The sequence below is a fragment of the Streptomyces sp. NBC_00536 genome, assembly GCF_036346295.1.
In the GTDB taxonomy this organism is placed as follows: domain Bacteria; phylum Actinomycetota; class Actinomycetes; order Streptomycetales; family Streptomycetaceae; genus Streptomyces.
This window is the reverse complement of the sequence record NZ_CP107819.1, coordinates 4,876,864-4,900,588: the sequence shown is the minus strand read 5'-3', so window position 1 is coordinate 4,900,588 and position 23,725 is coordinate 4,876,864. Positions and strand designations below refer to the sequence as shown.

Sequence of the window (23,725 nt, the reverse complement as noted above, 5' to 3'; positions counted from 1 at the left end):
CTGGCGGGGCTCAGGCCCGTTCGAAGACGTGTCCCCGGCCCACGGGGACGAAGCCCCGGCGCGCGTACCAGTGCCGGGGCCAGTCCGCCCCGTCGGCGGTGAGGAAGCGCGTACCGCAGCCCGCGGCGGCGGCCGTGCGCAGGGCCGCGGCGAGGACGGCGTCGCCGTGGCCGCGGCCCAGCTGGGCCGCGTCGGCCATCAGGTCCTCGATCTGGGCCGTGCCGGAGGCCGGGTCGAGGTAGAGGTCGGCCCAGGCGGCGACGTCCCCTCCGGGGGTACGGGAGCCCAGGAAGCGCACCGTGTCGGCGCCCCGGAAGCGGGCCCGGCGCCGGTCCACGAGCTGGTCCACGACCTCGTCCTCGGCATCCGGCAGGAACCCGCGCCAGCGGCGGGCGAGCGGCTCGCGGAACGCGGCCAGGTCCACCTCGGCGGCGGGAGGCACCAACGGCGCCGTCGGTACCGGCCCGGTGTGCCGCAACACGACCAGCGTCATGTGGCTGTACCCGGCGCGGACCATCGGCTCGACGCAGGCCGCCCCGCCCTCGTCGTCGAAGACGCTGACCATCCGGAAGGGCAGGTGCCCCAGCGCCTCGTCGGCGATCCCCGCCAGCGTGTCCGGGTCCAGGGCGGCGGGATCGTCGATGACGACCTGGTTGTCGGCATGGGAGTGGTGAAAGGTGTCATCGAGCGCCGCGAACCCCCCGGGCAGGTCGACGGTCCGCTCCGCCTGCCGCCGGGCGAAGCCGGACATGAAGGCACTGATCTGCTGTATCCCGGACTCCGCTGCACGCATGCCCGCACCCTAACCAGGCCCGGGCCGGAGCCGCCCGGCCTTTTCCGCCGGCCGGGGACCGGTGGACCGGCCGGGGACCGGTGGACTACAGGTAGTCGTCCAGCCGTCCTATCTTGTAGCCCTGCTCCTGTATGCGCTGGAGCATCCGGGTCGTCATCTCGATCTCCGTCGAGCCCTTGAGCTCGGCCGGGCCGCGGAAGTGGGCCAGGATGATGTCACCCGGTTTCAGGGCGCTGCCTTCCTGGTACTGGAAGCTGTTGATCTGCATCGAGGCCTGCCACAAGACCGCGTACGAGAGCCCGCACTCCGAGGCGGCCCGCAGGGTGTCGTCGTTGTAGTTGCCGTACGGCGGGCGGAAGAGCGTCGGCCGCTTGCCGAAACGCTTCTCCAGGCGTTCCTGCTGGCCGCATATCTCCTTCTTCTGCGCCGCGAAGGACAGCGTGGGCAGGTTCGGGTGGCTCAGCGTGTGGTTGTTTATCGTGCTGGCCGAGCCGTTGTCGCGGAGCGACTGGAAGTGGCCGTAGTCCGACGAGGCGATGTCGTCGGTCAGGAACATGGTGATCGGCAGTTTGAGGTCCGCCGCCATCTTCAGGAACTCGGGGTTCTTCTCCGCGCCGTCGTCGAAGGTCAGGAAGACCGTCTTCTCCCCGGCGGGCACGGGTATCCGGTTCACCACGGGTATCTTGCCCGGCCCGGCCTTCGGGAACTGCGGCTTCTGCGCGGGCTTCGCCGCGAACTCCAGCGGCTTGGCCAGGCCCCACTTCTTGTACGCGTCGTTCGCGGAGGCGCCGGCGGAGGGCGCGGGGGACGGCTTGCCGCTGCCCGCGCCCGTACCGCCCGCCTCCGCGCTCTGCGAGGCGGAGGCGGACGCCGTCTTGCGGCCGAGCCGCTCGATCGGGTCCACGCTGTTCCCGCACCCCGAAAGGGACAGCGCGAGCGCGCCGGCCGCCAGCGTTCCGGCTGTCAACCGGCGCGCGATGCTCACAAGTAATCCTCCAAGCGGGCCACGGCGTATCCCTTCGCCGTGACGGTCTTCATCACCTGGCGGATCATGTCAGGCATCGTGCCCTTCCAGTCCTCCCGCCCCCGGAAGTGCGTGAGGATGATGTCGCCCGGGTGCAGGTCCTTGTCTTCTTCCCGCCAGTCCATTCTGTCCGTGAACGCCTCCTCGTTCCAGATGGGGACGGCCTTCACTCCGCACGACTTCGCCGCGCGCAGCGTGTCGTCGTTGTAGTTGCCGTACGGCGGCCGGAAGAGGGTGGGCCGCTTGCCGAACTCCTTCTGGATCGTGTCCTGCATACCGCAGATCTCCTGGCGCTGCTTCTCGTAGGGGAGCGCGGGGAGGTAGCGGTGGTTGAGCGTGTGGTTGTTGATGGAGACGCCCTGCGACTGCATCTGCTTGAAGTACGCGTAGTTGTCGCGCACCAGGTAGTCGCTGAGGAACGCCGTGTACGGGATCTTCAGCTCCTGCATCATCTTCAGGAACTCGGGGTCCTTCTCCGCACCGTCGTCGATCGTCAGGAAGACGACCTTGTCCTCGGTGGGCACGGTCGTGAAGACCGGCGGGAGGTTGTCGCCGTCCTCCACCTCGAAGCCCTTGCGGAAGGTGATCTCCGGCTTGGTCTTCGGCGCCGGGGGCGCGGCCAGCGGTGCCGCGGCCAGCCCCCACTTCTTGGCGGCGAGGGCCCGGGCCTGCTGGAGCTGCCTGGCGTTGGCCGCGGCGCCGCCCTGGGCGCCGGAGGCGCCGTTCTGGCCGGACTCCGCCGTCTTCGCCTTCTTGTCCTTCACCGCGGGGGCGGACTCCGTGGAGCCGCAGGCCGTCCCGAGGGCGGCGACCAGCAGCGCGGCCAGCGCCACCCCGTACCGGCCGCGCGTGCCCGCGACTCGGTGACCCATACGCGCCTTATTTCCGTTTTTTCCTACTAGCTGCATAGCTGCGCATCCTGACACCCGCGCACCACCCGCCCGCGACGACACCGCGACCGTCCCCGGACGATCCATCGAGTGGCCCACACTGGCCGACAATGGAGCCGTGAACCCCGAAGAATTCGCCGCCCTGCTCGCCCCCGAGGGCCGCGCCCTGCTCGACTCGCTGCGCGACTACGACCCGGCCCGGGAACTCGCCGTGGCCACCCGGCTGCGCCGCGACCACCCGGCCGCCCTGGTCTCCGCCGCCCTCGGGCAGGCCCGGCTGCGCCAGCGCGCGGTGGTGAAGTTCGGCGCCGAGGACGCCCACCGGATGTACTTCACGCCCGGCGGCGGCGAGATGGCCACCCGGGCCGCCGTGGCGACGTACCGCGCCGAGCGGATCGCCGCCCTCGGCGTACGGTCGGTCGCCGACCTGTGCTGCGGCATCGGCGGGGACGCGCTGGCCCTGGCCCGCGCCGGGATCCGGGTGCTCGCCGTGGACCGGGACCCGCTGACCGTCGCCGTCGCCCGGGCCAACGCCGAGGCGCTGGGGCTGGCCGGTCTGATCGAGGTCGTGGAGGCGGACGTCACCGAGGTCGACACCGCCGGGTACGACGCCGTCTTCCTCGACCCGGCGCGGCGCGGCGGACGCGGGCGGATCTTCGACCCCGAGGGGTACTCGCCGCCGCTTTCCTGGGCCGTCGAGGCCGCCCGTACGGCGAAGTACGCGGCCATCAAGATCGCCCCCGGCATCCCGCACGAGGCCGTCCCGGACGGGGCCGAGGCCGAGTGGATCTCCGACGGCGGGGATGTCAAGGAGGCCGTGCTCTGGTTCGGGACCTCGCCCGGGGCCATCCGGGCGACCCTGCTCCCCGGACCGCGCACCCTGCGCACCGAGGACCCGCTGCCGGACCCGGAGGCCGGACCGGTGGGCCGCTACCTGTACGAGCCGGACGGCGCGGTCATCCGCGCCCACCTCGTCGCCGAGGTCGCCGAGCAGCTCGGCGGGCGGCTGATCGACCCGACCATCGCCTACATCACCGCCGACGAGCTGCGCGCGACGCCGTACGCCACCGCGTACGAGATCACCGACGTGCTCCCCTTCGGCCTCAAGAAGCTCAAGGCGCTGCTGCGCGAGCGCGGGGTGGGCATCCTGACCGTCAAGAAGCGCGGCTCCGCGATCGAACCGGAGGAGCTGCGCAAGAAGGTCAAGCCGCAGGGGCCGAACTCCGCGACGGTCATCCTGACCCGAGTGGCGGGCGCTCCTTCGATGCTGATCGGCGCTCCTGTGCGGGCACCTGAGCAGTGACGGCGGCGGGCTCTGATGCGACCGACGGCCGCGCCCGCGGCCGGAAAGCCCGCAGCGCCCACCGGTAGTGCGCGGCCGCCTTCCCGGCGCCCAGCAGCCCGGTGATCCACAGGATCATCCCGAGGCCCATCAGGTAGGCCACCTCGCCGTAGGTGTCCGCGCCGGGCCGGGCGCCGCCCGCGCTCCCGAAGGTCACCCACAGGCCGAGCGCGCACAGGGCGAGCGAGGACAGCAGCCAGCCCAGGCTCCGCCCCGGCATCCGCAGCCGGGCGTCGCTCACCGGATCACGGCCCGACTCGGCCCACGCGCACAGCAGTTGGCGCACCCGGCGGTCCCGCTTGGCACCCCACACGAACCAGAACCCGGCCGGTACGAGGACCCCCGCGCCCAGCACCAGGAAGACGGCCCCGACGAACGCCTCGACCATGGTGCCCTCTTCGAAGGCCATCAGCGCCATGCCGACGAAGGACCAGCCGAGGGCGAAGACGGCACTGACCGCCCAGAGCAGCAGCAGCCGCCCCGTGCCCAGGCTCAGCCGCCCCAACTCCCCCAGGAATCGGGCCCGGTCGGCCCGGACGGCGGTCTCGTCCAGCCATGCGCGCAAGTGTGCGGGCGGCGGCGGTGGCGGCAGGTCACGGCGGGGCATGCGCACGACGATAGCGGCAGCGCGGAGCGCTCCGGCCCCGGGTCCACCGCCTCCCCCGGACCGGCCCCGGACCGGCCCCGGGTCAGCCCCCGGGCCGGTCTCAGGTCAGCTCGACGGACTCGAACCGCCACCGGTGCACCGGCCGGGCGATCAGGTCGGCGGCCGGTTCCGGCAGTTCGGGCAGCGCCCGCGCGCCGCCGTCCGCCGCGTCCGTCCCGGTCTCCCACCAGGTGATGACCAGGACCCGGTCCTGCGGGGCCCGGAACACCTCGCGGCGCGCCGGTTCGCGGGCGAGCACCTGCGAACGGGCCCATTCCAGCAGCTCGTTGCCCCGCCCGTCGGCCGCCCGGGCCTCCCACATCACGGCGATGGTGGTGCTCATGAGTACAAGTTGTCCTTGCTCAGCTCGTGCACATGGTCGTGATCGTGCGCGTGACCATGACCGTGACCGTGATCATGCCCGTGCTCATGCCCGTGCTCATGCCCGTGCTCATGCGACGTACCGGGCACGTGCGGGTCCGTCACCGGCAGCGAGGAGTCCGCCGACAGGTCCCAGTCCGAGGCGGGCCGGTTCCGCTTGACCATCTCCGCGCCCAGCGCCGCGACCATCGCGCCGTTGTCCGTGCACAGCCCCGGCCGCGGCACCCGCAGGATGATCCCCGCGTCGTCGCAGCGCTCCTGCGCGAGCGAGCGCAGCCGCGAGTTCGCCGCCACGCCGCCGCCGATCATCAGGTGGTCGACGCCCTCGTCCTTGCACGCGCGGATCGCCTTGCGCGTCAGCACGTCCACCACGGCCTCCTGGAAGGACGCGGCCACATCGCGCACCGGCACGTCCTCGCCGGCCTTGCGCTTCGCCTCGATCCAGCGCGCCACGGCCGTCTTGAGGCCGGAGAAGGAGAAGTCGTACGCCGCGTCGCGCGGCCCGGTCAGTCCGCGCGGGAAGTTGATCGCCTTCGGGTCGCCCTCGCGCGCGAGCCGGTCGATGACCGGGCCGCCCGGGAAGCCGAGCTGGAGCACCCGGGCGATCTTGTCGAAGGCCTCGCCCGCCGCGTCGTCGATGGTCGCGCCCAGCGGCCGTACGTCGCTGGTGATGTCCGGGGCCAGCAGCAGCGAGGAGTGCCCGCCGGACACCAGCAGGGCCATCGTGGGCTCGGGCAGCGGGCCGTGCTCCAGCTGGTCCACGCAGATGTGGGAGGCCAGGTGGTTCACCCCGTACAGCGGCTTGCCGAGCGCGTAGGCGTAGGCCTTCGCCGCCGACACGCCGACCAGCAGTGCCCCCGCGAGACCGGGACCCGCGGTCACCGCGATGCCGTCGAGGTCGCGGGCGCTGACCCCGGCCTCCTTCAGCGCGCGCTCGATGGTCGGGACCATCGCCTCCAGGTGCGCGCGGGAGGCCACCTCGGGCACGACCCCGCCGAAGCGCGCGTGCTCGTCCACGCTGGACGCGATCGCGTCGGCGAGCAGGGTCGTGCCGCGCACGACACCGACGCCGGTCTCGTCGCAGGACGTCTCGATACCGAGGACGAGCGGTTCGTCAGCCATGGGATTCACCTTGTACGGGTCCGTCTGTGGATACGGAGCTTGCGGGATCGGAGAGTCGCATCACGAGGGCGTCGACATTGCCGGGCTGGTAGTAGCCGCGCCGGAAGCCGATCGCCTCGAAGCCGAAGCGCTCGTAGAGCCGCTGGGCGCGGATGTTGTCCACCCGTACCTCCAGCAGCACCTCGGCGCATTCGAAGGCGGTGGCGGCGGCGAGCAGATCGGTGAGCAGCCGGGCACCGAGCCCGGTCCCCCACTGGTCGCGGGCCGCCGCGATGGTCTGTACGTCGCCCAGGTCACCGGCGGCGGAGAGCCCGGCGTAGCCGACCAGGCGGCCGCTGCCCGCCTCTTCCGCGACGACGTAGCGGCGGGTGGCCAGCGGGCCGCGGGCGTGCGCCAGCTCGGACCAGAACATCCCCGCGGACCAGGCGTCCTCGGGGAACAGCTCGTGCTCCAGTTCCAGCACGGGCCCGATGTCCCACCAGCGCATCTCGCGCAGCAGGACGGCCGGGGCGGGCGGCGCGCTCGGGGCGCTCGGGGCCGTCACTGGGGCGTGACCACCTTGTAGTTCTTGGGCACCTGGGCGTCGGGGCGGCGCAGGTAGAGCGGGGTCGGCGGGAGGAACTCCGCCCCCGCCGCCAGCCGCTCCGCGGCCAGCGAGACCAGGGCGCCGGCCGACTGGTGCTCGGGGGCGCGCGCGTCCGGGAAGGAGCCGGGGTAGAGCAGCGCGCCCGCGCCGACCACGGGCAGTCCGGCGAGCTGCTCGGCGATGTCGGCCGGGCGGTCCACGGCGGGTTCGGTGACCCGGGTGCGCGGGTCCTCGTACCGCGCCCAGTACACCTCCTTGCGGCGGGCGTCGGTGGCCACCGCGAAGGGGCCCTCGATCCCGGCCTCCTGGGCGGCGTAGGCCAGCCCGTCGAGGGTGCACAGGCCGTGCACCGGCACGCCGAGGACGGAGGCGAAGGTGGCGGCGGTGACGAGGCCGACGCGGAGCCCGGTGTACGGGCCGGGGCCGACGCCCACGACGATGCCGGTCACGGCGTCGAGCCCCAGCCCGGCCCGGGCGAGGACCTCGTCCACGGTGGGCAGCAGCAGCTCCCCGTGGCGGCGGGCGTCGACCTGGTGCGCCTCGGCGATGACGGACGCACCGTCGTGCAGGGCGACGGTGACGGCGGGCGTGGCGGTATCTACAGCGAGCAAGAGCACGCGAACAGCCTACGACTCCGCGGCCCGGGCCCCTCGCGGCCGGTTGGGCGGCACCCCGGCTGCTACCGTCAGCGCGGGTGTACCAGCGGCAGTGAGAGGTGGAGCAAGGTGGCACGCAGCAGCTCGGGAATCGTGGCCGGGCTCATCGCCGCGGCACTGGCAGCGGTCGGTTTCCTCGGCTACCAGGCGTCGGCGAGCGCCCCGGCCCGCCCGGTCGCGGCCCCCAAGCAGCCGGCCCCCGCCTCCGCCGCCCCGAGCCAGTCCGCCGCGCCCGAGGCGCCGGGCAAGCCGGGTCCGGTGCCGGCCGATTCGGGCAAGGGCGTACGGGTGGTCTACTCCGTGTCCCAGAAGCGGGTCTGGCTGGTGGGCGAGGACGGCGTCGGGACGAAGACCTTCACGGTGATGCCGAGCACGGTGCACCCCAAGGCCGGCAGCTACTCGGTCGACACGCGCCAGGGCTCGGTCACCGGGTCGGACGGCGCGGCGGTCGAGCACATCGTGCGGTTCGCGACGACGGACGGGGTCGTGATCGGTTTCAGCGCCCGCAAGGACGGCGCGACGCCGGAGCCGGACGCCACGAAGAAGACCGGCGGCATCCGCATGAACAAGGCCGACGGCGACACGATGTGGAACTTCGCCACGATCGGCACGCGGGTCGTCGTCGTCGCGTGACGGCGTGACGCGAGACCGCCGGGATTGACCCGTACGGGTGACGCGGATCAGATGAATACGACTCAGGCCGCTTCGGATTCCGGAGCGGCCTGTGTGCGTACGGGCGTGGGGGCGGGCGCGGACTCGACCGGCCGCCTGGGCGGGGTCGACACGGCGGTGGCGGCCCGGCACGCGGCGAGCAGCGCGCCCATCGACGGTCCGGGGGCGGGCGCGGCGGACGGGCGGGAAACTCGCTCTTCTGCCGACATGGCTGCCTCCTGGGCGCTCGACCGACCGTCGAAGTTAGGCATGCCTAACCGACTCTCGGTACCATGTCATCACGGCCCCCGCCATCGGCGCAACATTTTGCCGACGACTTGTCGGTACCCGTCGGTACCCTGCTGGAATCCCTAAGAACCGGCCAGCGCCTCGATGCCCGCGTCAGCCCAGCGCGCGCCCACCCCGTACACCGACACCTGGCGCATGTCGTCGAGGACCTCCTCGTGGCCCACCGCGCGGGCGATCACCACGTGCAGCCGGTCGTCGGACAGCTCCTCCACCTTGCCGTCGCCCCATTCGACGACGACCACGGACTCGGGCAGCGAGACGTCGAGGTCCAGGTCCTCCATCTCGTCCAGCCCGCCGCCGAGCCGGTACGCGTCCACGTGGACCAGCGCCGGACCGCCGGCCAGCGGCGGGTGGACCCGGGCGATCACGAAGGTCGGCGAGGTCACGGCCCCGCGCACGCCGAGGCCCTCGCCGAGGCCCCGGGTCAGGGTGGTCTTGCCCGCTCCGAGTTCACCGGTCAGCAGGACGAGGTCGCCGGGGCGCAGCAGCGCGGCGAGCCTGCGGCCCAGGTCCCCCATGCCCTCGGGGGAGTCGATCGTGATCAGGGTCGCGCCGGTCGCGGCCTCAGCCGCCCGGTCGTGCGGTGCTTGCAGCGGTGCTTCCATGCCCGCCAACGTTAGCCGCTGCCGGGACCGCGCCCGTGCGGGCCAGCAGGCCGGTCAGCAGCGCGGTGACGGTCTCCGGGCGCTCCAGCATCATCAGGTGCCCGGTCTCCTCCAGGACCACCAGTTCCGCGTCGGGCAGCTCGGCGGCGATGGCCACGCTGTGCTCGGGCGGGGTGATCATGTCGCGGTCGCCGGCTATCACGGTGACCGGGAGGTCCGCGAACTGCCGCAGCGCGGCCGTCTTGTCGTGCAGCATGATCGCCGGGAAGAACTCGGCGACCACGTCGATCGGGGTCGCCTCGATCAGCCGCTCGGCGAAGCGCGCCACGTCCGGGTCCACGTCGGGCGAGCCGAAGGAGTACCGCTTGATCATGCCCGCGAAGAGGTCCGCGGTGGCCCGGCGCCCCTTCTCCACCAGCTCCACCTGCGAGCACAGCGCCCGCAGCACGCCCGGCAGCACCCGCCGCACCGCGCTGACCCCGACGGAGGGGAGCCCGTAGGTCACCTCGCCGAGCCGGCCGCTGGAGGTGCCGACGAGCGCGACGCCGACCACCCGGTCGCGCACCAGCTCGGGGTACTGGGCGGCCAGCGCCATGATCGTCATGCCGCCCATGGAGTGGCCCACGAGGACCAGCGGGCCCTCGGGCGCGGCGGCGTCGATGACCGCCTTCAGGTCGCGGCCGAGCTGGTCGATGCTGACCGGTTCGCCGTCGGCCTGCGCGAGGCCGCGGGCCGAGCGGCCGTGGCTGCGCTGGTCCCAGTACACGGCGCGGACCACCCCGCGCAGCGCGGCGCGCTGGAAGTGCCAGGAGTCCTGGGCGAGGCAGTAGCCGTGGCAGAAGACGACGGTGGCGGCGGGGGCGGGCTTGCGGCGCAGGCGGCGGCGCTTGGCGCCGTCCTCGGGCAGCTCGTCGCTCTCGTAGTGGAGCAGGGTGCCGTCCTCGGCCCGGCAGGTGCCCTCGGTGCCGCGCAGGGTGCCGTAGGGGCCCGACGCGTCGAGCGCGAGGCGCGCCTTCATCCGGATCCCGCGGCCGACCGTGAGCCGCTCGACGGCCACTCCGGCCGCCGCACCCGCCGCCACGACGCCGATCGCGGCGCCCGCCCAGCCCGCCTTTCGCCAGTTCTCGCTCACGCCGACCTCACTCAGCACTCAGCCATGAAACCCAGACGTACCGGACAAACAACTATGGCAATCACTCATCACTCATGCAGATGCACCCGGGGGACCCGGGACCCGATCCGCGTGACGATCTCGTAGGCGATCGTCCCCGCGGCCCGCGCCCAGTCCTCGGCCGTCGGTTCGCCCTGGTCGCCCGGGCCGAAGATGACGGCCACGTCGCCGGAGCGGACGTCCGCGCCGGGCCCGAGGTCGACCACGAACTGGTCCATGGCCACCCGCCCGGCCACCGTCCGCCACTCCCCGCCGACCAGCACCGGGCCGGTGCCCGAGGCGTGCCGCGGGATGCCGTCGGCGTACCCGGCCGGGATCAGGGCCAGCCGGGTGTCCCCCGGCGTCGTGTAGTGGTGCCCGTAGCTGACGCCGTGGCCGCCGGGTACGTCCTTGACCAGGGCGACCGAGGCCTTGAGCGTCATCGCGGGGCGCAGCCCGAGCTGGGCGGACGTGCCGAGTTCGGGGGCGGGCGAGACGCCGTACACCGCGAGGCCGCAGCGCACCAGGTCGAAGTGGCTCTCGGGGAGCGTGAGGGTGGCGGGCGAGTTGGCGATGTGCCGGACCTCGGGGTCCACGCCCTCCTTCTCGGCGTAGCCGAGCATGTCGCGGAAGGCGGTCAGCTGGAGCTGGATGGAGGGGTGGCCGGGCTCGTCGGCGCAGGCGAAGTGCGACCACACGCCGGTGACCTTGACGGTGCCCTCGGCCTGGGCGGCGACCGCCTCGCCGACCAGTTCGGCCCAGTCGGCGGGCTGGCAGCCGTTGCGGCCGAGGCCGGTGTCGGCCTTGAGCTGGATCCTGGCGGTGCGCCCGGCCGCGCGCGCAGCGGCCCGTACCTCTTCGAGCGCCCACAACCCGCTCACGGACACATCGACATCCCGCTCGATGGCCTCCCGCCAGGGCCCGCCCGGGGTCCACAGCCAGCACATCACCCGGCCCGTGATGCCCGCGTCGCGCAGCGCGAAGGCCTCCTGCGGGGTCGCCGTGCCGAGCCAGGTCGCGCCCGCCTCCTGGGCAGCCCTGGCACAGGCCACGGCCCCGTGACCATAGGCGTCCGACTTGACGACGGCCATCAGCTCGGCCCGGGGTGCGCGGTCGCGCAAAGCGCGCACGTTCCCCCGTACGGCGTCAAGATCGATCTCGGCGTGTACGCGCGGCGGTGTCTCGTTCATCGCCGCAAGTGTCTCAGAACCCCACCAGCGCGCCGCTCAAGCACCCAAGGAGCCCACACCTTGACCACGTCCCACCCCGGCGAGGCCGCCCGCACCGGCGGGACCAGCCCAGCCAAATTCAGCCCGTCCGGCGTTTGAGGACCCGCCGGAGGCCCCACCCGGCCGCACCCCGGGGACCAACCGTCGTGAGCGGCCGCGGCCCGCACGCCCTCCGGGGGCGCCTCAAACGCCGGCGAGGCTGGAGGGGGACGGCTCAGGCGCCAGCCAGGCTTAGAGGGGGCACCTGAAACTCCGACGAGGCTGGAACGAAGGCTCAGCCAAATCCAGCCCGTCCGGCGTTTGAGGACCCGCCGGAGGCCCCACCGGGCCGCAGGGACGGCTCAGGCGCCGCCCAGGCCGGGCACGGGCGGGGTCAGCACGTCCCGCCACGCACCCGGAAGCGCATCCGCCACCTCCTGCGCGAGCACCGGCGCAGCCGAAGAGGCCCGCCGCCCCGCCAGCCCGTGCAGGTACGCCGCCACCGAGCCCGCGTCCACCGCCCCCACCCCCGCCGCCATCAGCGACCCGGCCAGCCCCGACAGCACGTCACCGCTGCCGGCGGTGGCCAGCCACGGCGTCCCGGTCGCGTTCACCCGCACCGGCCCGCCGGAGCCCCCCGGCCCCGCGACCAGCGTCGTGGATCCCTTCAGCAGCACCGCGGCCCCGTACCGCCCCGCCAGCTCCCGTACGGACGCCAGCCGCGCCGACTCCACCTCCGCCCGCCGCACCCCGAGCAGCGCCGCCGCCTCCCCCGCGTGCGGCGTCAGCAGCACCGCCCCCGCGCCCGGCCCGGACAGCCCCCGCAGCCCGTCCGCGTCCACCAGCACCGGCACCCCCTCCGCGGCCGCCGTCGCGAGCAGCTCCGTGACCTCGTCCTCCCGCCCCGCGCCCAGGCCCGGCCCGATCACCCAGGCCTGCACCCGCCCGCGCCCGATCAGCGTCTCGGGGTACCGCGCGAGCACCATCTCCGCCGCGTGCGCGGGCCCGACGTACCGCACGGCCCCCGCCCCGCCCCGCAGCGCGCCCGCGACGGACAGCACGGCCGCCCCCGGGTACTGCGCGGACCCGGCGACGATGCCCACGACCCCGCGCCGGTACTTGTCGCTCGAAGCCGTCGGCGCGGGCAGCAGCGCGGCCACGTCGGCGTGCTGGAGGGCCCGCGCCGCCGCTGCGTCCGGCTCCGGCAGCGTCAGCCCGATGTCCACCAGCCGCACCACTCCGGCCCGCGAGGCCCCGGGATCGATCAGCAGCCCCGGCTTGTACGCCCCGAAGGTCACGGTCACGTCGGCCCGTACGGCCGCCCCCGCGACCTCGCCGGTGTCCGCGTCCACCCCGCTCGGCAGGTCCACCGCGACGACCGGGACGCCCTGCGGCACCCGCGCCACCAGTGCGGCCGCCGCCGGGCGCAGCCCGCCGCGGCCGCCGATGCCCAGCAGCCCGTCCACGACCAGGTCCACCCGCTCCGGCAGGCGTTCGGCCACCCGGCCCCCGGCGGCGCGCAGGGCGGCCAGTGCGCCCGCGTGCGCCCGTTCGGGGTCCAGGAGCACGGCCGTCACGCCCGCGCCCCTGCGCGCCAGGCGTGCGCCCGCGTAGAGCGCGTCGCCCCCGTTGTCCCCGGTGCCCACGAGCAGCGCCACGCGCGCCCCGTAGACCCGGCCGAGCAGCCCGGCGCAGACGGTGGCCAGTCCGGCCGCCGCCCGCCGCATCAGGGTTCCTTCGGGCAGCCGCGCGATCAGCTCGCGCTCGGCGGCCCGTACGGTCTCCACGCTGTAAGCAGTTCGCATGCCCCCAGCGTGCCCGACGACGTGCCCCGGCCCCCGGCAATCAACGGTCTGCAAGCACGAGGCGCCCCCTCACCCCTGGGCGATCACCCCTCGGCGATCACCCCTCGGCGACCACCACCGCCGAGGCCACCCCCGCGTCGTGGCTGAGCGAGAGGTGCAAGGACCGCACCCCGAGCGCCTGCGCCCGCGCGGCCACCGTCCCGGTGACCCGCAGCTTCGGCTGCCCGCTCGCCTCGACGTACACCTCGGCGTCGGTCCACAGCATCCCGCCGGGCGCGCCGAGCGCCTTGGCCAGGGCTTCCTTCGCGGCGAACCGGGCGGCGAGCGAGGCGGCTCCGCGCCGCTCGCCGCTCGGCAGGATCAACTCCGCGTCGACGAACAGCCGCCGCGCCAGCCGGGGCGTCCGTTCCAGCGACTCCGCGAACCTGTCGATCGCGGCCACGTCGATCCCCACACCGATGATCACTTATCGGACTCCGAACTCGCTTCGCTCACTCCACCGTCACGGACTTGGCGAGGTTACGCGGCTGGTCCACCTCGTTGCCCCGCGCGGTCGCCAGCTCGCAGGCGAACACCTGCAGCGGCACCGTCGCCACCAGCGGCTGGAGCAGCGTCGGCGTGGCCGGGATCCGGATCAGGTGGTCGGCGTACGGGACCACCGCCTCGTCGCCCTCCTCCGCGATCACGATGGTGCGCGCCCCGCGGGCCCGGATCTCCTGGATGTTCGACACGATCTTGTCGTGGAGCACCGACCGGCCCTTCGGCGAGGGCACCACGACCACCACCGGCACGTCCTCCTCGATCAGCGCGATCGGCCCGTGCTTCAGCTCGCCCGCCGCGAAGCCCTCGGCGTGCATGTACGCCAGCTCCTTGAGCTTGAGCGCGCCCTCCAGCGCCACCGGGTACCCGACGTGCCGCCCCAGGAACAGCACGGTGTTCTTGTCCGCGAGCGACCGCGCCAGCTCCCGGACCGGCTCCATCGTCTCCAGTACGGTCTCCACAGCGCCCGCGATGTCCGACAGTTCGCGGATCACCGCCCGGATCTCGTCGCCCCACTTCGTCCCGCGCACCTGCCCGAGGTACAGCGCGACCAGGTAGCAGGCGACCAGCTGGGTCAGGAACGCCTTGGTCGAGGCGACGGCGACCTCCGGCCCGGCGTGCGTGTAGAGGACCGCGTCGGATTCGCGCGGGATGGTCGACCCGTTCGTGTTGCAGACGGCCAGCACCTTCGCGCCCTGCTCCCGCGCGTGGCGCAGCGCCATCAGGGTGTCCATCGTCTCGCCGGACTGCGAGATGGCGATGACGAGGGTGCGCTGGTCGAGGATCGGGTCCCGGTAGCGGAACTCGCTGGCCAGCTCCGTCTCGCAGGGGATCCGCGTCCAGTGTTCGATGGCCAGCTTCGCGATCATGCCCGCGTGGTACGCCGTACCGCAGGCCACGATGACGACCTTGTCGACCTCGCGCAGGACGGAGGCGGGGATGCGGACCTCGTCCAGGGTCAGCGAGCCGCTCGCGTCGATCCGGCCGAGGAGGGTGTCGGCGACCGCCTTCGGCTGCTCGGCGATCTCCTTGAGCATGAAGTAGTCGTAGCCGCCCTTCTCCGCGGCGGAGGCGTCCCAGTCGACGTGGTACGCCCGCACGGAGGCGGCCGAGCCGTCGAAATTGGTCACCGAGACCCCGTCGCGGCGCAGTTCGACGACCTGGTCCTGCCCCAGCTCGATCGCGGACCGGGTGTGGGCGATGAAGGCGGCCACGTCCGAGGCAAGGAAGTTCTCGCCTTCTCCAACGCCCACCACGAGCGGGGAGTTCCGGCGCGCGCCGACCACCACGTCCGGGGCGTCCGCGTGCACGGCGACCAGCGTGAACGCGCCCTCCAGCAGGCGGCAGACGCGCCGCATCGCCTCCGCCAGGTCCCCGCCCGCCTCGGCGAAGCGCTCGGCCAGCAGGTGGGCGACGACCTCGGTGTCCGTCTCGGACTCCAGCCGGTGCCCACGCTCCGTCAGCTCGGCCCGCAGTACGGCGAAGTTCTCGATGATGCCGTTGTGCACGACGGCCACGCGCCCGGAGTTGTCCAGGTGGGGATGGGCGTTGAGGTCGGTGGGCCCGCCATGGGTGGCCCACCGGGTGTGCCCGAGTCCCGTGGAACCGGCGGGCATCGGATGCCCGACCAGTTCCTTCTCCAGATTGACCAGCTTGCCGGCCTTCTTGACGGAGACGAGCCCTCCGTCGGCGAGCACGGCGACACCCGCCGAGTCGTAGCCCCGGTACTCCAGCCGCTTGAGTCCGGCGATGACCACATCGAGCGCAGATTGCGCTCCCACGTAACCCACGATTCCGCACATAGGCGGCACCCTACGCCGCGGGCAGCGCTCAGCCCGGTACCCGAACCGGACGAAAAACCCGCCCCGGCACGTGTGCCGGGGCGGGTTCGACGTGCTCTGACCCGGGATCAGCCGGGCTCCTCGACCGGGATCAGCCGAGCTTCTTGACCTGCGCGTCGACGATCGCCTTGGGCTGCGCGGCGGCGGTCAGCGGGGAGAGCGAGTAGAAGGACGCGAGGGTGTTGCCCTTGCGGACCACCACGAGCTGGGTGGCGAGCTTGTCGCCGTCCGCGTCGCGCTCGACGGCGAAGGCGACGGCCTCGTCACCGGCGCTCACCGGGGTGCCCTCGGTGACCTTCGTGACCTTGCCGGTGTCGGACTCCTTGGCCCCCGGGTAGCCGGCGACGCACGCGGTGCCCGCGGCCTTCACCGCGGCGAAGGCATCGGCGGCGCCCTTGCCGTCGTAGGAGCTCAGGCTGACCATCGTGACCGTCACGCCCGCGGCGTCCTTGATGGCCTTGAGCTTCTCCTCCGGGGAGGCGTCCGCGGCGGGCGCCTTCGGAACGCTGCTGACCTTGGTCGCCGCGCTGCCCACGGACTTGCCGACCCCGGCGCCCGACATCGCCTGCGCGAGCGGCTGGCACTCGGCCTTGGTGGTGGCGTACGCGGCGGCAGCGCCGGTGACCTCGTCCGGCGCGGCCTCCTTGACCTTGTACTCCGCCAGGTCGGCCTGCGTGACCAGCTGCGCCTTCAGCTCCGCGGCGGTCTTGGCCTTCGCCGCCGGGTCGGCGGCCGGCGCGGACGGAGCGGCCGACGACGCGCCGCCGCCCTTCGGCTCGTCCTTCGCCGCCTTGTCCGAACCACAAGCGGTGACCAGCAGCGCGAGCGACACCGCCGAGGCGGTCAGGACGGAACGGCGGACGAGGGTGGAACGCACGATGAATCTCCCCTATGACTCAAAAATGATCTCTGCATGAGCGCAGCCTGAGTAATGTACGAGTAAATTCGCACTGGCGTACTGCAATATCCAACCGCGGCCGGTAATCGTGACCATGGCGATACCCGACCCCCACCCCGGCTCCGCCGGGGCGCGGCTGCGCCGCTCTTGCCTGTGCTTCGAGCGTCCGGGGTCGGTGGGGTTCCGGGGGCTGCCCGTCAGTTCAACTGTCTCTTCGTGGTGCCGTGACCTGTCAAGGGCGCTCCCTGCGGTCGCGTCGCTTCGCGATGGCCTTCGGCCACCCTTGACAGGTCACGGCACCACGAAAAGCCAAGAACTGTCGGGCGGCCCCCGGGGGAAGGCATGGGGGACCTGGTCCCATCGGCCACATCTTGATCACCGGCCCGGGGTCTGGGTGAGCCCAAGCCGCGCCCTCCGGGCGGACAGGCGACAGACGACAAGCGACAAGCACGCGGGCAGATCGCTACACAGTCCCGGTCACAGCGGCGTCTGCGGGCTGTTTGGGGCCCGGACTTCCGTCAGGCCGAAGTGGAGACGGGTCACCCGGCCGTCCGCCCCAAAGTGGTGGGTCCAAAGCGCAACAAAAGGGGCATTTTGAAGGGGTGTTGAGTGTCGGGAGCGGCTTGACCTGACTCCATGCTCATCTGGCCGAGCTTTCGGCCTCTCCGCACCACTCACCAGCCCCAAACGGGCCGCAGACGCCGCTCTCGGAGGAGCGCGTAGCGATTTGGGTGCGGCTTTGTCGCCTGTTCGCCCGGAGGGCGCGGCTTGGCCGTATCCGGGACCGGGCTGGCCCGCTCCCACCCCTGGGAAGTGCTGTCGGTCCCCCCTGCCTTCCCCCGGGGGCCGCCCGACAGTTCTTGGCTTTCCGGGGTGGGACGGGCGGTCAAGGGTGGCCGTAGGCCATCGCGTAGCGACGCGACCGTAGGGAGCGCCCTTGAGGGCCCGGCCCACCCCGGAGAGACAGTTGAACTGGCGGGCAGCCCCCGGAACCTCCCCGACCCCGGACGCACAACGCCACCGCCCCCGCGGCGAAGCCGCGCCCCGACCCCGCCCGGACCCTGGAGTCCCGGTGGAAACGGCGGCAACCGGCCAAGATCACCGGTCACGTGACCGACCACACCACCCACAACCGCCCCGGACCCCCGACAATGGCGTTGTGATCACTTCGCCGCCACGAAGCACCACGGACCCCGCCACGGGCCTCCCCACGGCCCCGGCCACCGACCCGGCTCCGGCCACCGCCCCCGCCCCGGCCACGCATCCGGCCACCGGCCCCCGGCCCGCCCACCGCCGGGCGGACGCCTCGCCGTACGTCGACCTCACCCGGGCCGAGTGGAGCGCGCTGCGCGAGCGCACCCCGCTGCCGCTGACCGCCGACGAGCTGGAGCGGCTGCGCGGCCTCGGGGACGTCATCGACCTCGACGAGGTCCGCGACGTCTACCTGCCGCTGTCCCGGCTGCTCAACCTCTACGTCGGCGCCACCAGCAACCTGCGCGGCACCCTCAACACCTTCCTCGGCGACGCGGGCAACGGCCACGGCGCCCAGCAGGGCACCCCCTTCGTCATAGGCGTCGCCGGTTCCGTGGCCGTCGGCAAGTCCACCGTGGCCCGTCTGCTCCAGGCGCTGCTCGCCCGCTGGCCCGAGCACCCGCGGGTGGAACTGGTCACCACGGACGGTTTCCTCTACCCGATGAAGGAGCTCCAGCGGCGCGGCCTGACCGCCCGCAAGGGCTTCCCCGAGTCCTACGACCGCCGCGCGCTCACCCGTTTCGTCGCCGACATCAAGGCCGGCAAGGACGAGGTCACGGCCCCGGTCTACTCGCACCTCATCTACGACATCGTCCCCGGCGAGCAGCTCGTCGTGCGCCGCCCCGACATCCTGATCGTCGAGGGCCTGAACGTCCTGCAGCCCGCGCTGCCCGGCAAGGACGGCCGCACCCGGGTCGCCCTCGCCGACTACTTCGACTTCAGCGTCTACGTCGACGCGCGCCCCGAGGACATCGAGCGCTGGTACCTGGGCCGCTTCCGCAAGCTGCGCGAGACCGCCTTCCAGAATCCTTTCTCCTACTTCCGCAAGTACACCCAGGTCTCCGAGGAGGAGGCCATGGACTACGCCCGGACCATGTGGCGGACCATCAACCGGCCCAACCTGCTGGAGAACGTCGCCCCGACCCGCGGCCGCGCCACCCTCGTCGTCCGCAAGGGCCCCGACCACAAGGTGCAGAAGCTCAGCCTGCGCAAGCTCTGACACCCCGGATCCACCGGCTCGGCCGCTAACCTGCCGGAATGCTGCACGTACGGATGATCAGCCCGGCCCGCCTCACCGACCAGGTGGTCGCGCTCGTGCGGCGGACGGTCGGGACCACGCACCTGGCCGTGCTGACGGGCGCCGCCCTCGATCCGCCCGGCGACGTGGTGCTCTGCGACGTGGCCCGGGAGTCCGCCGACGAACTGCTCGCGGAGCTGCGCGCGCTCGGCCTCGACGACGTCGGCTCGATCGCCGTCGAGAACATCGACATCTCCCTCTCCCGCAGCGCCGACCGGGCGGAGGAGGAGGCTCCGGGCGAGGGCGCCGACGCGGTGATCTGGGAGCAGCTGACCGAGGCGACCCACGAGGAGTCCACCCTCTCGATCACCTACCTGGCCTTCCTCGCCCTCGCGACGATGATCGCGGCCTGCGGTGTGGTCCTGGACAACGCGATCCTGATCGTGGGCGCGATGGCGGTCGGCCCGGAGTTCGGCCCGCTCGCCGGGGTGTGTACGGGCCTGGTCCAGCGGGCGCCCCGACTGGCCGCCCGCTCCCTGACCGCCCTGCTGGTGGGATTCGCGGTCGCGATGGCGGCGACGACCCTGTTCAGCCTGGTCATGGACGCGCTGGGCCAGTTCCACGAGGGCATGCTGGACAACCCGCGCCCGAACACCAGCTTCATCTGGCAGCCGGACCCGTTCTCGTTCGTCGTCGCGGTGCTCGCGGGCGTGGCGGGCGTACTGTCCCTGACCTCGGCCAAGTCGGGTGCGCTGGTCGGGGTCGCGATCTCGGTGACCACCGTCCCGGCGGGCGCGAACGCCGCGGTGGCCCTCAGCTACGGCGAGTTCGCCCAGATGTGGGGCTCCGCCGAGCAACTGCTGCTGAACCTCGTCGGCATCATGATCGCGGGCACGCTCACCCTCAGTGCCCAGAAACTGCTGTGGCGCACCCAGCGGGACCGGATGCTCCGGTCGCCGGGTGCGCCATCACTGCGCGACCAGCTCAAGGACTAAAACACGCCCTAGCCGAGGGCGGACTTCACGACGTCGGCGAGGCGGCCCGCGATCGCGCGCGCCTGCTCGATGTCGGCGGCCTCGACCATCACCCGAACGAGCGGCTCCGTACCGGACGGACGGAGCAGTACCCGGCCGGTGCTGCCCAGCTCGCGCTCGGCCTCGGCCACCGCCGCGGCCAGCTCGCCGGAGGTGGCGACCCGGGTGCGGTCCACGTCGGGGACGTTGACGAGGACCTGCGGCAGCCGCGACATCACCCCGGCCAGGTCGGCCAGCGTCCGGCCGGTCGCCGCGACCCGGGCGGCCAGCATCAGGCCGGTCAGGGTGCCGTCACCGGTGGTGGCGTGGTCGAGGATGATCACGTGGCCGGACTGCTCGCCGCCCAGCGCGTAGCCGTGCTCCTTCATCGACTCCAGCACGTAGCGGTCGCCGACACCGGTCTGCACGACCTGGATGCCCTCGCCCTCCATGGCCAACTTGAAGCCGAGGTTCGACATCACGGTGCCGACCACGGTGTTCTCCCGCAGCTGGCCCGCCTCGCGCATGGCCAGCGCCAGCACGGCGAGGATCTGGTCCCCGTCGACCTCGTTGCCCTCGGCGTCCACGGCGAGGCAGCGGTCGGCGTCGCCGTCGTGCGCGATGCCGAGGTCCGCGCCGTGCTCGACCACGGCCGCCTTGAGCAGGCCGAGGTGGGTGGAGCCGCAGCCGTCGTTGATGTTGAGGCCGTTGGGCTCGGTGCCGATCGTGATGATCTCGGCGCCCGCGCGGGTGAAGGCCTCCGGCGAGACGTGCGCGGCCGCGCCGTGCGCCTCGTCCAGGACGACCTTGAGCCCGTCGAGCCGGTTCGGCAGGACGCCGATCAGGTGGGCGACGTAGCGGTCGAAGCCCTCGGTGTAGTGGGAGATCCGGCCGACGCCGGAGCCGGTGGGCCGGTCCCAGGGAGCGCCGGTGCGGTGCTCCTCGTAGACGGACTCGATCCGGTCCTCCAGCTCGTCGGCGAGCTTGTGGCCGCCGCGCGCGAAGAACTTGACGCCGTTGTCGGGCATGGCGTTGTGGCTGGCGGAGAGCATCACGCCGAGGTCGGCGCCCAGCGCACCGGTGAGATACGCCACCGCCGGGGTGGGCAGCACACCGACGAGCAGGACGTCCACGCCCGCGCTCGCGAGGCCGGCGACGACCGCGGCCTCCAGGAACTCGCCCGAGGCCCGGGGGTCACGGCCGACGACGGCGGTCGCGCGGTGCCCCTCGAAGGTGCCCGCTTCCGCGAGGACATGGGCGGCCGCCACAGAGAGGCCGAGCGCCAGCTCGGCCGTCAGATCCGCGTTGGCGACACCGCGTACACCGTCTGTGCCGAAGAGTCGTCCCATGTTGTCCTCCGAGGTTTCGCGTTTCACGCAGTGACCGCTTGTGACAGGTATTTGCCGCTTGTGGCGGTAAACGAACCGCCCCGGCAGCACAGAGTGTGCCGCCGGGGCGGGATCGTGCAGAGCAGCAGGCGCAGATTAACGCTTGCTGTACTGCGGGGCCTTACGGGCCTTCTTGAGACCGGCCTTCTTGCGCTCGACCGCACGGTCGTCACGCGAGAGGAATCCGGCCTTCTTGAGCGCGGCGCGGTTGTTGTCCACGTCCGCCTCGTTCAGCGCGCGGGCCACGCCGAGGCGCAGGGCGCCGGCCTGACCGGAAACGCCGCCACCCGAGATGCGGGCGATGACGTCGTAGCGGTTGTCGAGCTCGAGCACCTTGAAGGGCTCGTTGACTTCCTGCTGGTGCACCTTGTTGGGGAAGTAGTCCTCAAGGGTGCGACCGTTGATCTTCCACTTGCCGGTGCCCGGAACGATCCGGACGCGGGCGATGGCGTTCTTGCGACGGCCCAGGCCGGCGGCCGGCTGCGGGTCGCCGAAGCGGCCCGCGAGCGACTCGGAGGTGTAGTCACCCTCCGGAACGTCCGCAGACTCGGTGGTGTACTCCTCGACAGCGCCCTCGAACTCTTCGTCGATGACAGTCTCGGTGGTGGTCTCGGCCACGATGCTCCTCAGAATTTTCTACGTCTTAGGGGGTGTGGCCGGAACTACTGCGCGACCTGGGTGATCTCGAACGGCACCGGCTGCTGGGCAGCGTGGGGGTGCACATCGCCCGAGTAGACCTTCAGCTTCGAGAGCATCTGGCGGCCCAGGGTGTTCTTCGGGATCATGCCCTTGATGGCCTTCTCGACGGCCTTCTCCGGGTTGTTCTTCAGGAGGTCGTCGTAGCGGACCGAGCGGAGACCACCCGGGAAGCCAGAGTGGCGGTACGCCATCTTCTGGGTCGCCTTGTTGCCAGACAGGTGAACCTTGTCGGCGTTGATGATGATGACGAAGTCGCCCATGTCCATGTGGGGGGCGTAAGTCGGCTTGTGCTTGCCGCGGAGCAGGGTCGCGGCCTGGGTCGCCAGACGGCCGAGGACAATGTCCCGGGCGTCGATGACGTGCCAGACGCGCGAGATGTCGCCGGGCTTGGGGCTGTACGTACGCACGGTCGTAGCCTTCGCTTCTTCAGTGATGGGTATTCCCATATGGCGTGAGACCTTGGGAACGGGTCCTGACAAGGCCACCACGGACGATCACGACAGCCCTGGTCCACAACGGGGACGCAACCCGTGTGTACCGCTGGTCATCGGCCCGGTGGACCGGCGTAAGGGCCCTTTCACGTGAGAATGAACAAGCCAATACGCATAACGAACCAGCAGGATACCCGTGATGCCCCGGACGGGTCAAAACGCCGAGCGAGCACCTGCGTCCGCAGGCTCGTCGGCGCGTGCGCGACCGGGCACGGCTCCTGCCGTTCGTACGTCATCCAGGTTAACCCGAGCCGGAGCCCCGCACCTCCGCATGAGCGTGAGCGCGAGCACGCCCAGAGTGAAGAAGTCCTTGAACGCGCGCCGCTTGTCCTCCAGCTGGGAGGGCCACGGCACCCCCGCGATCTGCGGCCCCACACCCACCCAGAACCAGGGCGAACGCACCACGGAGTCCTCCCGCACCGCCGACGCCAGCAGCAGCGGGAGCACCACCAGCAGGTAGTGGTCGAAGGACGGCCGCGACACCAGGAATGCGGCGAGCATCACCATGCAGCCCGTCTCCGCCAGCCGCATCTGCCCCGTGTCCCGGTCGTCCGTACGGTGCCACCTGCGCCAGGCCGCCCACAGCCCGCCCAGCGCCCCCGCACCCGCCACCAGGACCGCCACCGGCTGCGGCACCCCCAGCCGCGGCAGCACCGCGATCGGCGAGGCGTCCCAGGGCAGCGCGTAGGCGTCCTGCCCGTGCAGCAGGAACGGCAGGGTCTTGGTGAAGAACAGCGAGGGGCTCGGCATCATCAGCGCCCCCGCCAGCGACAGCCCCAGCGGCACCAGCACCGCCGCCGCCAGCCCCCGCCACTGCCGGGCCACCAGGAACAGCAGCCCCAGCGGCACCAGCATCGGCTTGCAGGCGATCGCGAGACCCACCACCAGCCCGGCCGCCGCCCAGGACCTGCGGTGCGCGAGCAGCAGCGCGAGCGGCAGGGCGGCCGCCGAGATCGCCGTCCAGTTCCCGATCACCACCAGGTTGATGTACGGCTTGTAACCGATGGCGAACAGCGCGAAACCGCCCACCGCGAAGCGGGAGCGCATCGGCACGGAGAACAGCTTGAGCGCCCCCCACCAGCCCAGCGCCAGCAGCCCCGACATCACCAGCGGCAGCACCCAGCGCAGCACCGGCATCGGCAGCAGCGCCTCCGGCACCGCCATCAGCACCGCGCTGGGCAGGTAGAGGAAGCGCTTGTCCTCGTACGGCGAACCCCCCGACAGCAAGGTGTCCGCGGCCTTGACCACGAAGGCGTTGTCCGAGCCCCAGTTGTGCCGCAGGCTCACCGACACCGCGATCCCGAGCACGACCGCCAGCGAGACGGCCTTCCACGAGCGCGGCGCCGGACGCAGCAGCCAGTCGACGGCCCGGTTCCCGGAGTCCCGCTTGTCCCACTTCATGAGCCAGATGCTAGGCC

At 72.4% G+C, this 23,725-nt stretch carries 24 protein-coding genes; 4 read left to right on the top strand and 20 right to left on the bottom strand.

All coding sequences use genetic code 11. The annotated features are described in order from the left end of the window. Positions 1-10 precede the first annotated feature (10 nt). From OHS33_RS21760 to OHS33_RS21750, 3 genes are all read right to left on the bottom strand, one after another. A complete protein-coding gene (locus OHS33_RS21760) occupies positions 11-793 on the bottom strand; it encodes a GNAT family N-acetyltransferase (RefSeq protein WP_330332063.1) in 783 nt (260 codons plus the stop codon). Positions 794-878: 85 nt separating this feature from the next. Continuing rightward, complete coding sequence (locus tag OHS33_RS21755; RefSeq protein WP_330332062.1) at positions 879-1,778, bottom strand: polysaccharide deacetylase family protein; 900 nt, start codon at positions 1,776-1,778, stop codon at positions 879-881. Beyond that, entirely contained in the window at positions 1,775-2,689 is a 915-nt protein-coding gene (locus OHS33_RS21750) for a polysaccharide deacetylase family protein (protein ID WP_330332061.1), read from the bottom strand. The genes OHS33_RS21755 and OHS33_RS21750 overlap by 4 nt, the downstream gene beginning before the upstream one ends. A gap of 136 nt (positions 2,690-2,825) precedes the next feature. Here OHS33_RS21750 and OHS33_RS21745 point away from each other — a divergent pair, with 136 nt between their 5' ends. After that, a complete protein-coding gene (locus tag OHS33_RS21745; RefSeq protein WP_330332060.1) occupies positions 2,826-4,010 on the top strand; it encodes a THUMP-like domain-containing protein in 1,185 nt (394 codons plus the stop codon). On the opposite strand, the gene OHS33_RS21740 is transcribed toward OHS33_RS21745, so the two are convergent. From OHS33_RS21740 to tsaB, 5 genes are all read right to left on the bottom strand, one after another. Then, the gene (locus OHS33_RS21740; protein WP_330332059.1) at positions 3,940-4,656 is read right to left on the bottom strand and encodes a hypothetical protein; all 717 of its coding nucleotides are present in this window, start codon (positions 4,654-4,656) and stop codon (positions 3,940-3,942) included. The two genes, OHS33_RS21745 and OHS33_RS21740, sit on opposite strands and share 71 nt — an antisense overlap. A gap of 100 nt (positions 4,657-4,756) precedes the next feature. After that, positions 4,757-5,038, bottom strand: a complete 282-nt coding sequence (locus OHS33_RS21735) for a hypothetical protein (RefSeq protein WP_330332058.1) — start codon at positions 5,036-5,038, stop codon at positions 4,757-4,759. After that, positions 5,035-6,198: a tRNA (adenosine(37)-N6)-threonylcarbamoyltransferase complex transferase subunit TsaD gene (gene tsaD, locus OHS33_RS21730; RefSeq protein WP_330332057.1), complete on the bottom strand. Its 1,164-nt coding sequence runs from the start codon at positions 6,196-6,198 to the stop codon at positions 5,035-5,037. The genes OHS33_RS21735 and tsaD overlap by 4 nt, the downstream gene beginning before the upstream one ends. Beyond that, positions 6,191-6,685, bottom strand: coding sequence for a ribosomal protein S18-alanine N-acetyltransferase (rimI, locus tag OHS33_RS21725; RefSeq protein ID WP_330335142.1), 495 nt, complete (start codon positions 6,683-6,685; stop codon positions 6,191-6,193). Before rimI ends, tsaD begins: the two co-directional genes overlap by 8 nt. 53 nt (positions 6,686-6,738) lie before the next feature. Next, complete coding sequence (gene tsaB / locus OHS33_RS21720; protein WP_330332056.1) at positions 6,739-7,401, bottom strand: tRNA (adenosine(37)-N6)-threonylcarbamoyltransferase complex dimerization subunit type 1 TsaB; 663 nt, start codon at positions 7,399-7,401, stop codon at positions 6,739-6,741. Positions 7,402-7,509: 108 nt separating this feature from the next. Between tsaB and OHS33_RS21715 the strand changes: the two genes are divergently transcribed. Continuing rightward, positions 7,510-8,073 carry a hypothetical protein gene (locus OHS33_RS21715; RefSeq protein WP_330332055.1) on the top strand — a complete coding sequence of 188 codons (564 nt, stop codon included), beginning with the start codon at positions 7,510-7,512 and terminating at the stop codon, positions 8,071-8,073. Between the two features lie 62 nt (positions 8,074-8,135). On the opposite strand, the gene OHS33_RS21710 is transcribed toward OHS33_RS21715, so the two are convergent. The 8 genes from OHS33_RS21710 to OHS33_RS21675 form a co-directional block, all read right to left on the bottom strand. Then, a complete protein-coding gene (locus OHS33_RS21710; protein ID WP_330332054.1) occupies positions 8,136-8,321 on the bottom strand; it encodes a hypothetical protein in 186 nt (61 codons plus the stop codon). 141 nt (positions 8,322-8,462) lie between these two features. Continuing rightward, positions 8,463-9,005 carry a tRNA (adenosine(37)-N6)-threonylcarbamoyltransferase complex ATPase subunit type 1 TsaE gene (gene tsaE, locus OHS33_RS21705; protein ID WP_330332053.1) on the bottom strand — a complete coding sequence of 181 codons (543 nt, stop codon included), beginning with the start codon at positions 9,003-9,005 and terminating at the stop codon, positions 8,463-8,465. Beyond that, positions 8,965-10,137, bottom strand: a complete 1,173-nt coding sequence (locus OHS33_RS21700; RefSeq protein ID WP_330332052.1) for an alpha/beta fold hydrolase — start codon at positions 10,135-10,137, stop codon at positions 8,965-8,967. The genes tsaE and OHS33_RS21700 overlap by 41 nt, the downstream gene beginning before the upstream one ends. Positions 10,138-10,205: 68 nt before the next feature. Continuing rightward, complete coding sequence (gene alr / locus OHS33_RS21695) at positions 10,206-11,345, bottom strand: alanine racemase (protein ID WP_330332051.1); 1,140 nt, start codon at positions 11,343-11,345, stop codon at positions 10,206-10,208. Between the two features lie 380 nt (positions 11,346-11,725). Further along, positions 11,726-13,168, bottom strand: coding sequence for an NAD(P)H-hydrate dehydratase (locus OHS33_RS21690; RefSeq protein WP_330332050.1), 1,443 nt, complete (start codon positions 13,166-13,168; stop codon positions 11,726-11,728). Between the two features lie 97 nt (positions 13,169-13,265). Then, positions 13,266-13,634, bottom strand: coding sequence for a holo-ACP synthase (locus OHS33_RS21685; protein ID WP_330332049.1), 369 nt, complete (start codon positions 13,632-13,634; stop codon positions 13,266-13,268). Between the two features lie 25 nt (positions 13,635-13,659). Further along, positions 13,660-15,510 (bottom strand): glutamine--fructose-6-phosphate transaminase (isomerizing), encoded by a 1,851-nt coding sequence (gene glmS / locus OHS33_RS21680; protein ID WP_330332048.1) that lies wholly within the window; start codon positions 15,508-15,510, stop codon positions 13,660-13,662. Between the two features lie 130 nt (positions 15,511-15,640). Then, entirely contained in the window at positions 15,641-16,426 is a 786-nt protein-coding gene (locus OHS33_RS21675) for a hypothetical protein (protein WP_330332047.1), read from the bottom strand. Between the two features lie 1,180 nt (positions 16,427-17,606). Here OHS33_RS21675 and coaA point away from each other — a divergent pair. Both coaA and OHS33_RS21665 read left to right on the top strand, forming a co-directional pair. Then, entirely contained in the window at positions 17,607-18,698 is a 1,092-nt protein-coding gene (gene coaA, locus OHS33_RS21670) for a type I pantothenate kinase (RefSeq protein ID WP_330332046.1), read from the top strand. Between the two features lie 38 nt (positions 18,699-18,736). Continuing rightward, positions 18,737-19,711, top strand: a complete 975-nt coding sequence (locus OHS33_RS21665) for a DUF389 domain-containing protein (RefSeq protein WP_330332045.1) — start codon at positions 18,737-18,739, stop codon at positions 19,709-19,711. 8 nt (positions 19,712-19,719) lie between these two features. On the opposite strand, the gene glmM is transcribed toward OHS33_RS21665, so the two are convergent. The 4 genes from glmM to OHS33_RS21645 form a co-directional block, all read right to left on the bottom strand. Beyond that, a complete protein-coding gene (glmM, locus tag OHS33_RS21660; RefSeq protein WP_330332044.1) occupies positions 19,720-21,078 on the bottom strand; it encodes a phosphoglucosamine mutase in 1,359 nt (452 codons plus the stop codon). 135 nt (positions 21,079-21,213) lie between these two features. Then, the gene (gene rpsI, locus OHS33_RS21655) at positions 21,214-21,735 is read right to left on the bottom strand and encodes a 30S ribosomal protein S9 (protein WP_330332043.1); all 522 of its coding nucleotides are present in this window, start codon (positions 21,733-21,735) and stop codon (positions 21,214-21,216) included. Positions 21,736-21,779: 44 nt separating this feature from the next. Beyond that, the gene (rplM, locus tag OHS33_RS21650; RefSeq protein WP_330332042.1) at positions 21,780-22,223 is read right to left on the bottom strand and encodes a 50S ribosomal protein L13; all 444 of its coding nucleotides are present in this window, start codon (positions 22,221-22,223) and stop codon (positions 21,780-21,782) included. A gap of 237 nt (positions 22,224-22,460) precedes the next feature. Continuing rightward, complete coding sequence (locus tag OHS33_RS21645; protein WP_330332041.1) at positions 22,461-23,708, bottom strand: glycosyltransferase family 87 protein; 1,248 nt, start codon at positions 23,706-23,708, stop codon at positions 22,461-22,463. Positions 23,709-23,725 lie beyond the last annotated feature (17 nt).

Coding starts and splice junctions, on each gene's coding strand:
- OHS33_RS21760 (WP_330332063.1), bottom strand. CDS start 793: ATGCGTGCAGCGGAGTCCGGGATACAGCAGATCAGTGCCTTCATGTCC.
- OHS33_RS21750 (WP_330332061.1), bottom strand. CDS start 2,689: ATGGGTCACCGAGTCGCGGGCACGCGCGGCCGGTACGGGGTGGCGCTG.
- OHS33_RS21740 (WP_330332059.1), bottom strand. CDS start 4,656: ATGCCCCGCCGTGACCTGCCGCCACCGCCGCCGCCCGCACACTTGCGC.
- OHS33_RS21735 (WP_330332058.1), bottom strand. CDS start 5,038: ATGAGCACCACCATCGCCGTGATGTGGGAGGCCCGGGCGGCCGACGGG.
- tsaD (WP_330332057.1), bottom strand. CDS start 6,198: ATGGCTGACGAACCGCTCGTCCTCGGTATCGAGACGTCCTGCGACGAG.
- rimI (WP_330335142.1), bottom strand. CDS start 6,685: ATGCGCTGGTGGGACATCGGGCCCGTGCTGGAACTGGAGCACGAGCTG.
- OHS33_RS21710 (WP_330332054.1), bottom strand. CDS start 8,321: ATGTCGGCAGAAGAGCGAGTTTCCCGCCCGTCCGCCGCGCCCGCCCCC.
- tsaE (WP_330332053.1), bottom strand. CDS start 9,005: ATGGAAGCACCGCTGCAAGCACCGCACGACCGGGCGGCTGAGGCCGCG.
- alr (WP_330332051.1), bottom strand. CDS start 11,345: ATGAACGAGACACCGCCGCGCGTACACGCCGAGATCGATCTTGACGCC.
- OHS33_RS21690 (WP_330332050.1), bottom strand. CDS start 13,168: ATGCGAACTGCTTACAGCGTGGAGACCGTACGGGCCGCCGAGCGCGAG.
- glmS (WP_330332048.1), bottom strand. CDS start 15,510: ATGTGCGGAATCGTGGGTTACGTGGGAGCGCAATCTGCGCTCGATGTG.
- OHS33_RS21665 (WP_330332045.1), top strand. CDS start 18,737: ATGCTGCACGTACGGATGATCAGCCCGGCCCGCCTCACCGACCAGGTG.
- glmM (WP_330332044.1), bottom strand. CDS start 21,078: ATGGGACGACTCTTCGGCACAGACGGTGTACGCGGTGTCGCCAACGCG.
- OHS33_RS21645 (WP_330332041.1), bottom strand. CDS start 23,708: ATGAAGTGGGACAAGCGGGACTCCGGGAACCGGGCCGTCGACTGGCTG.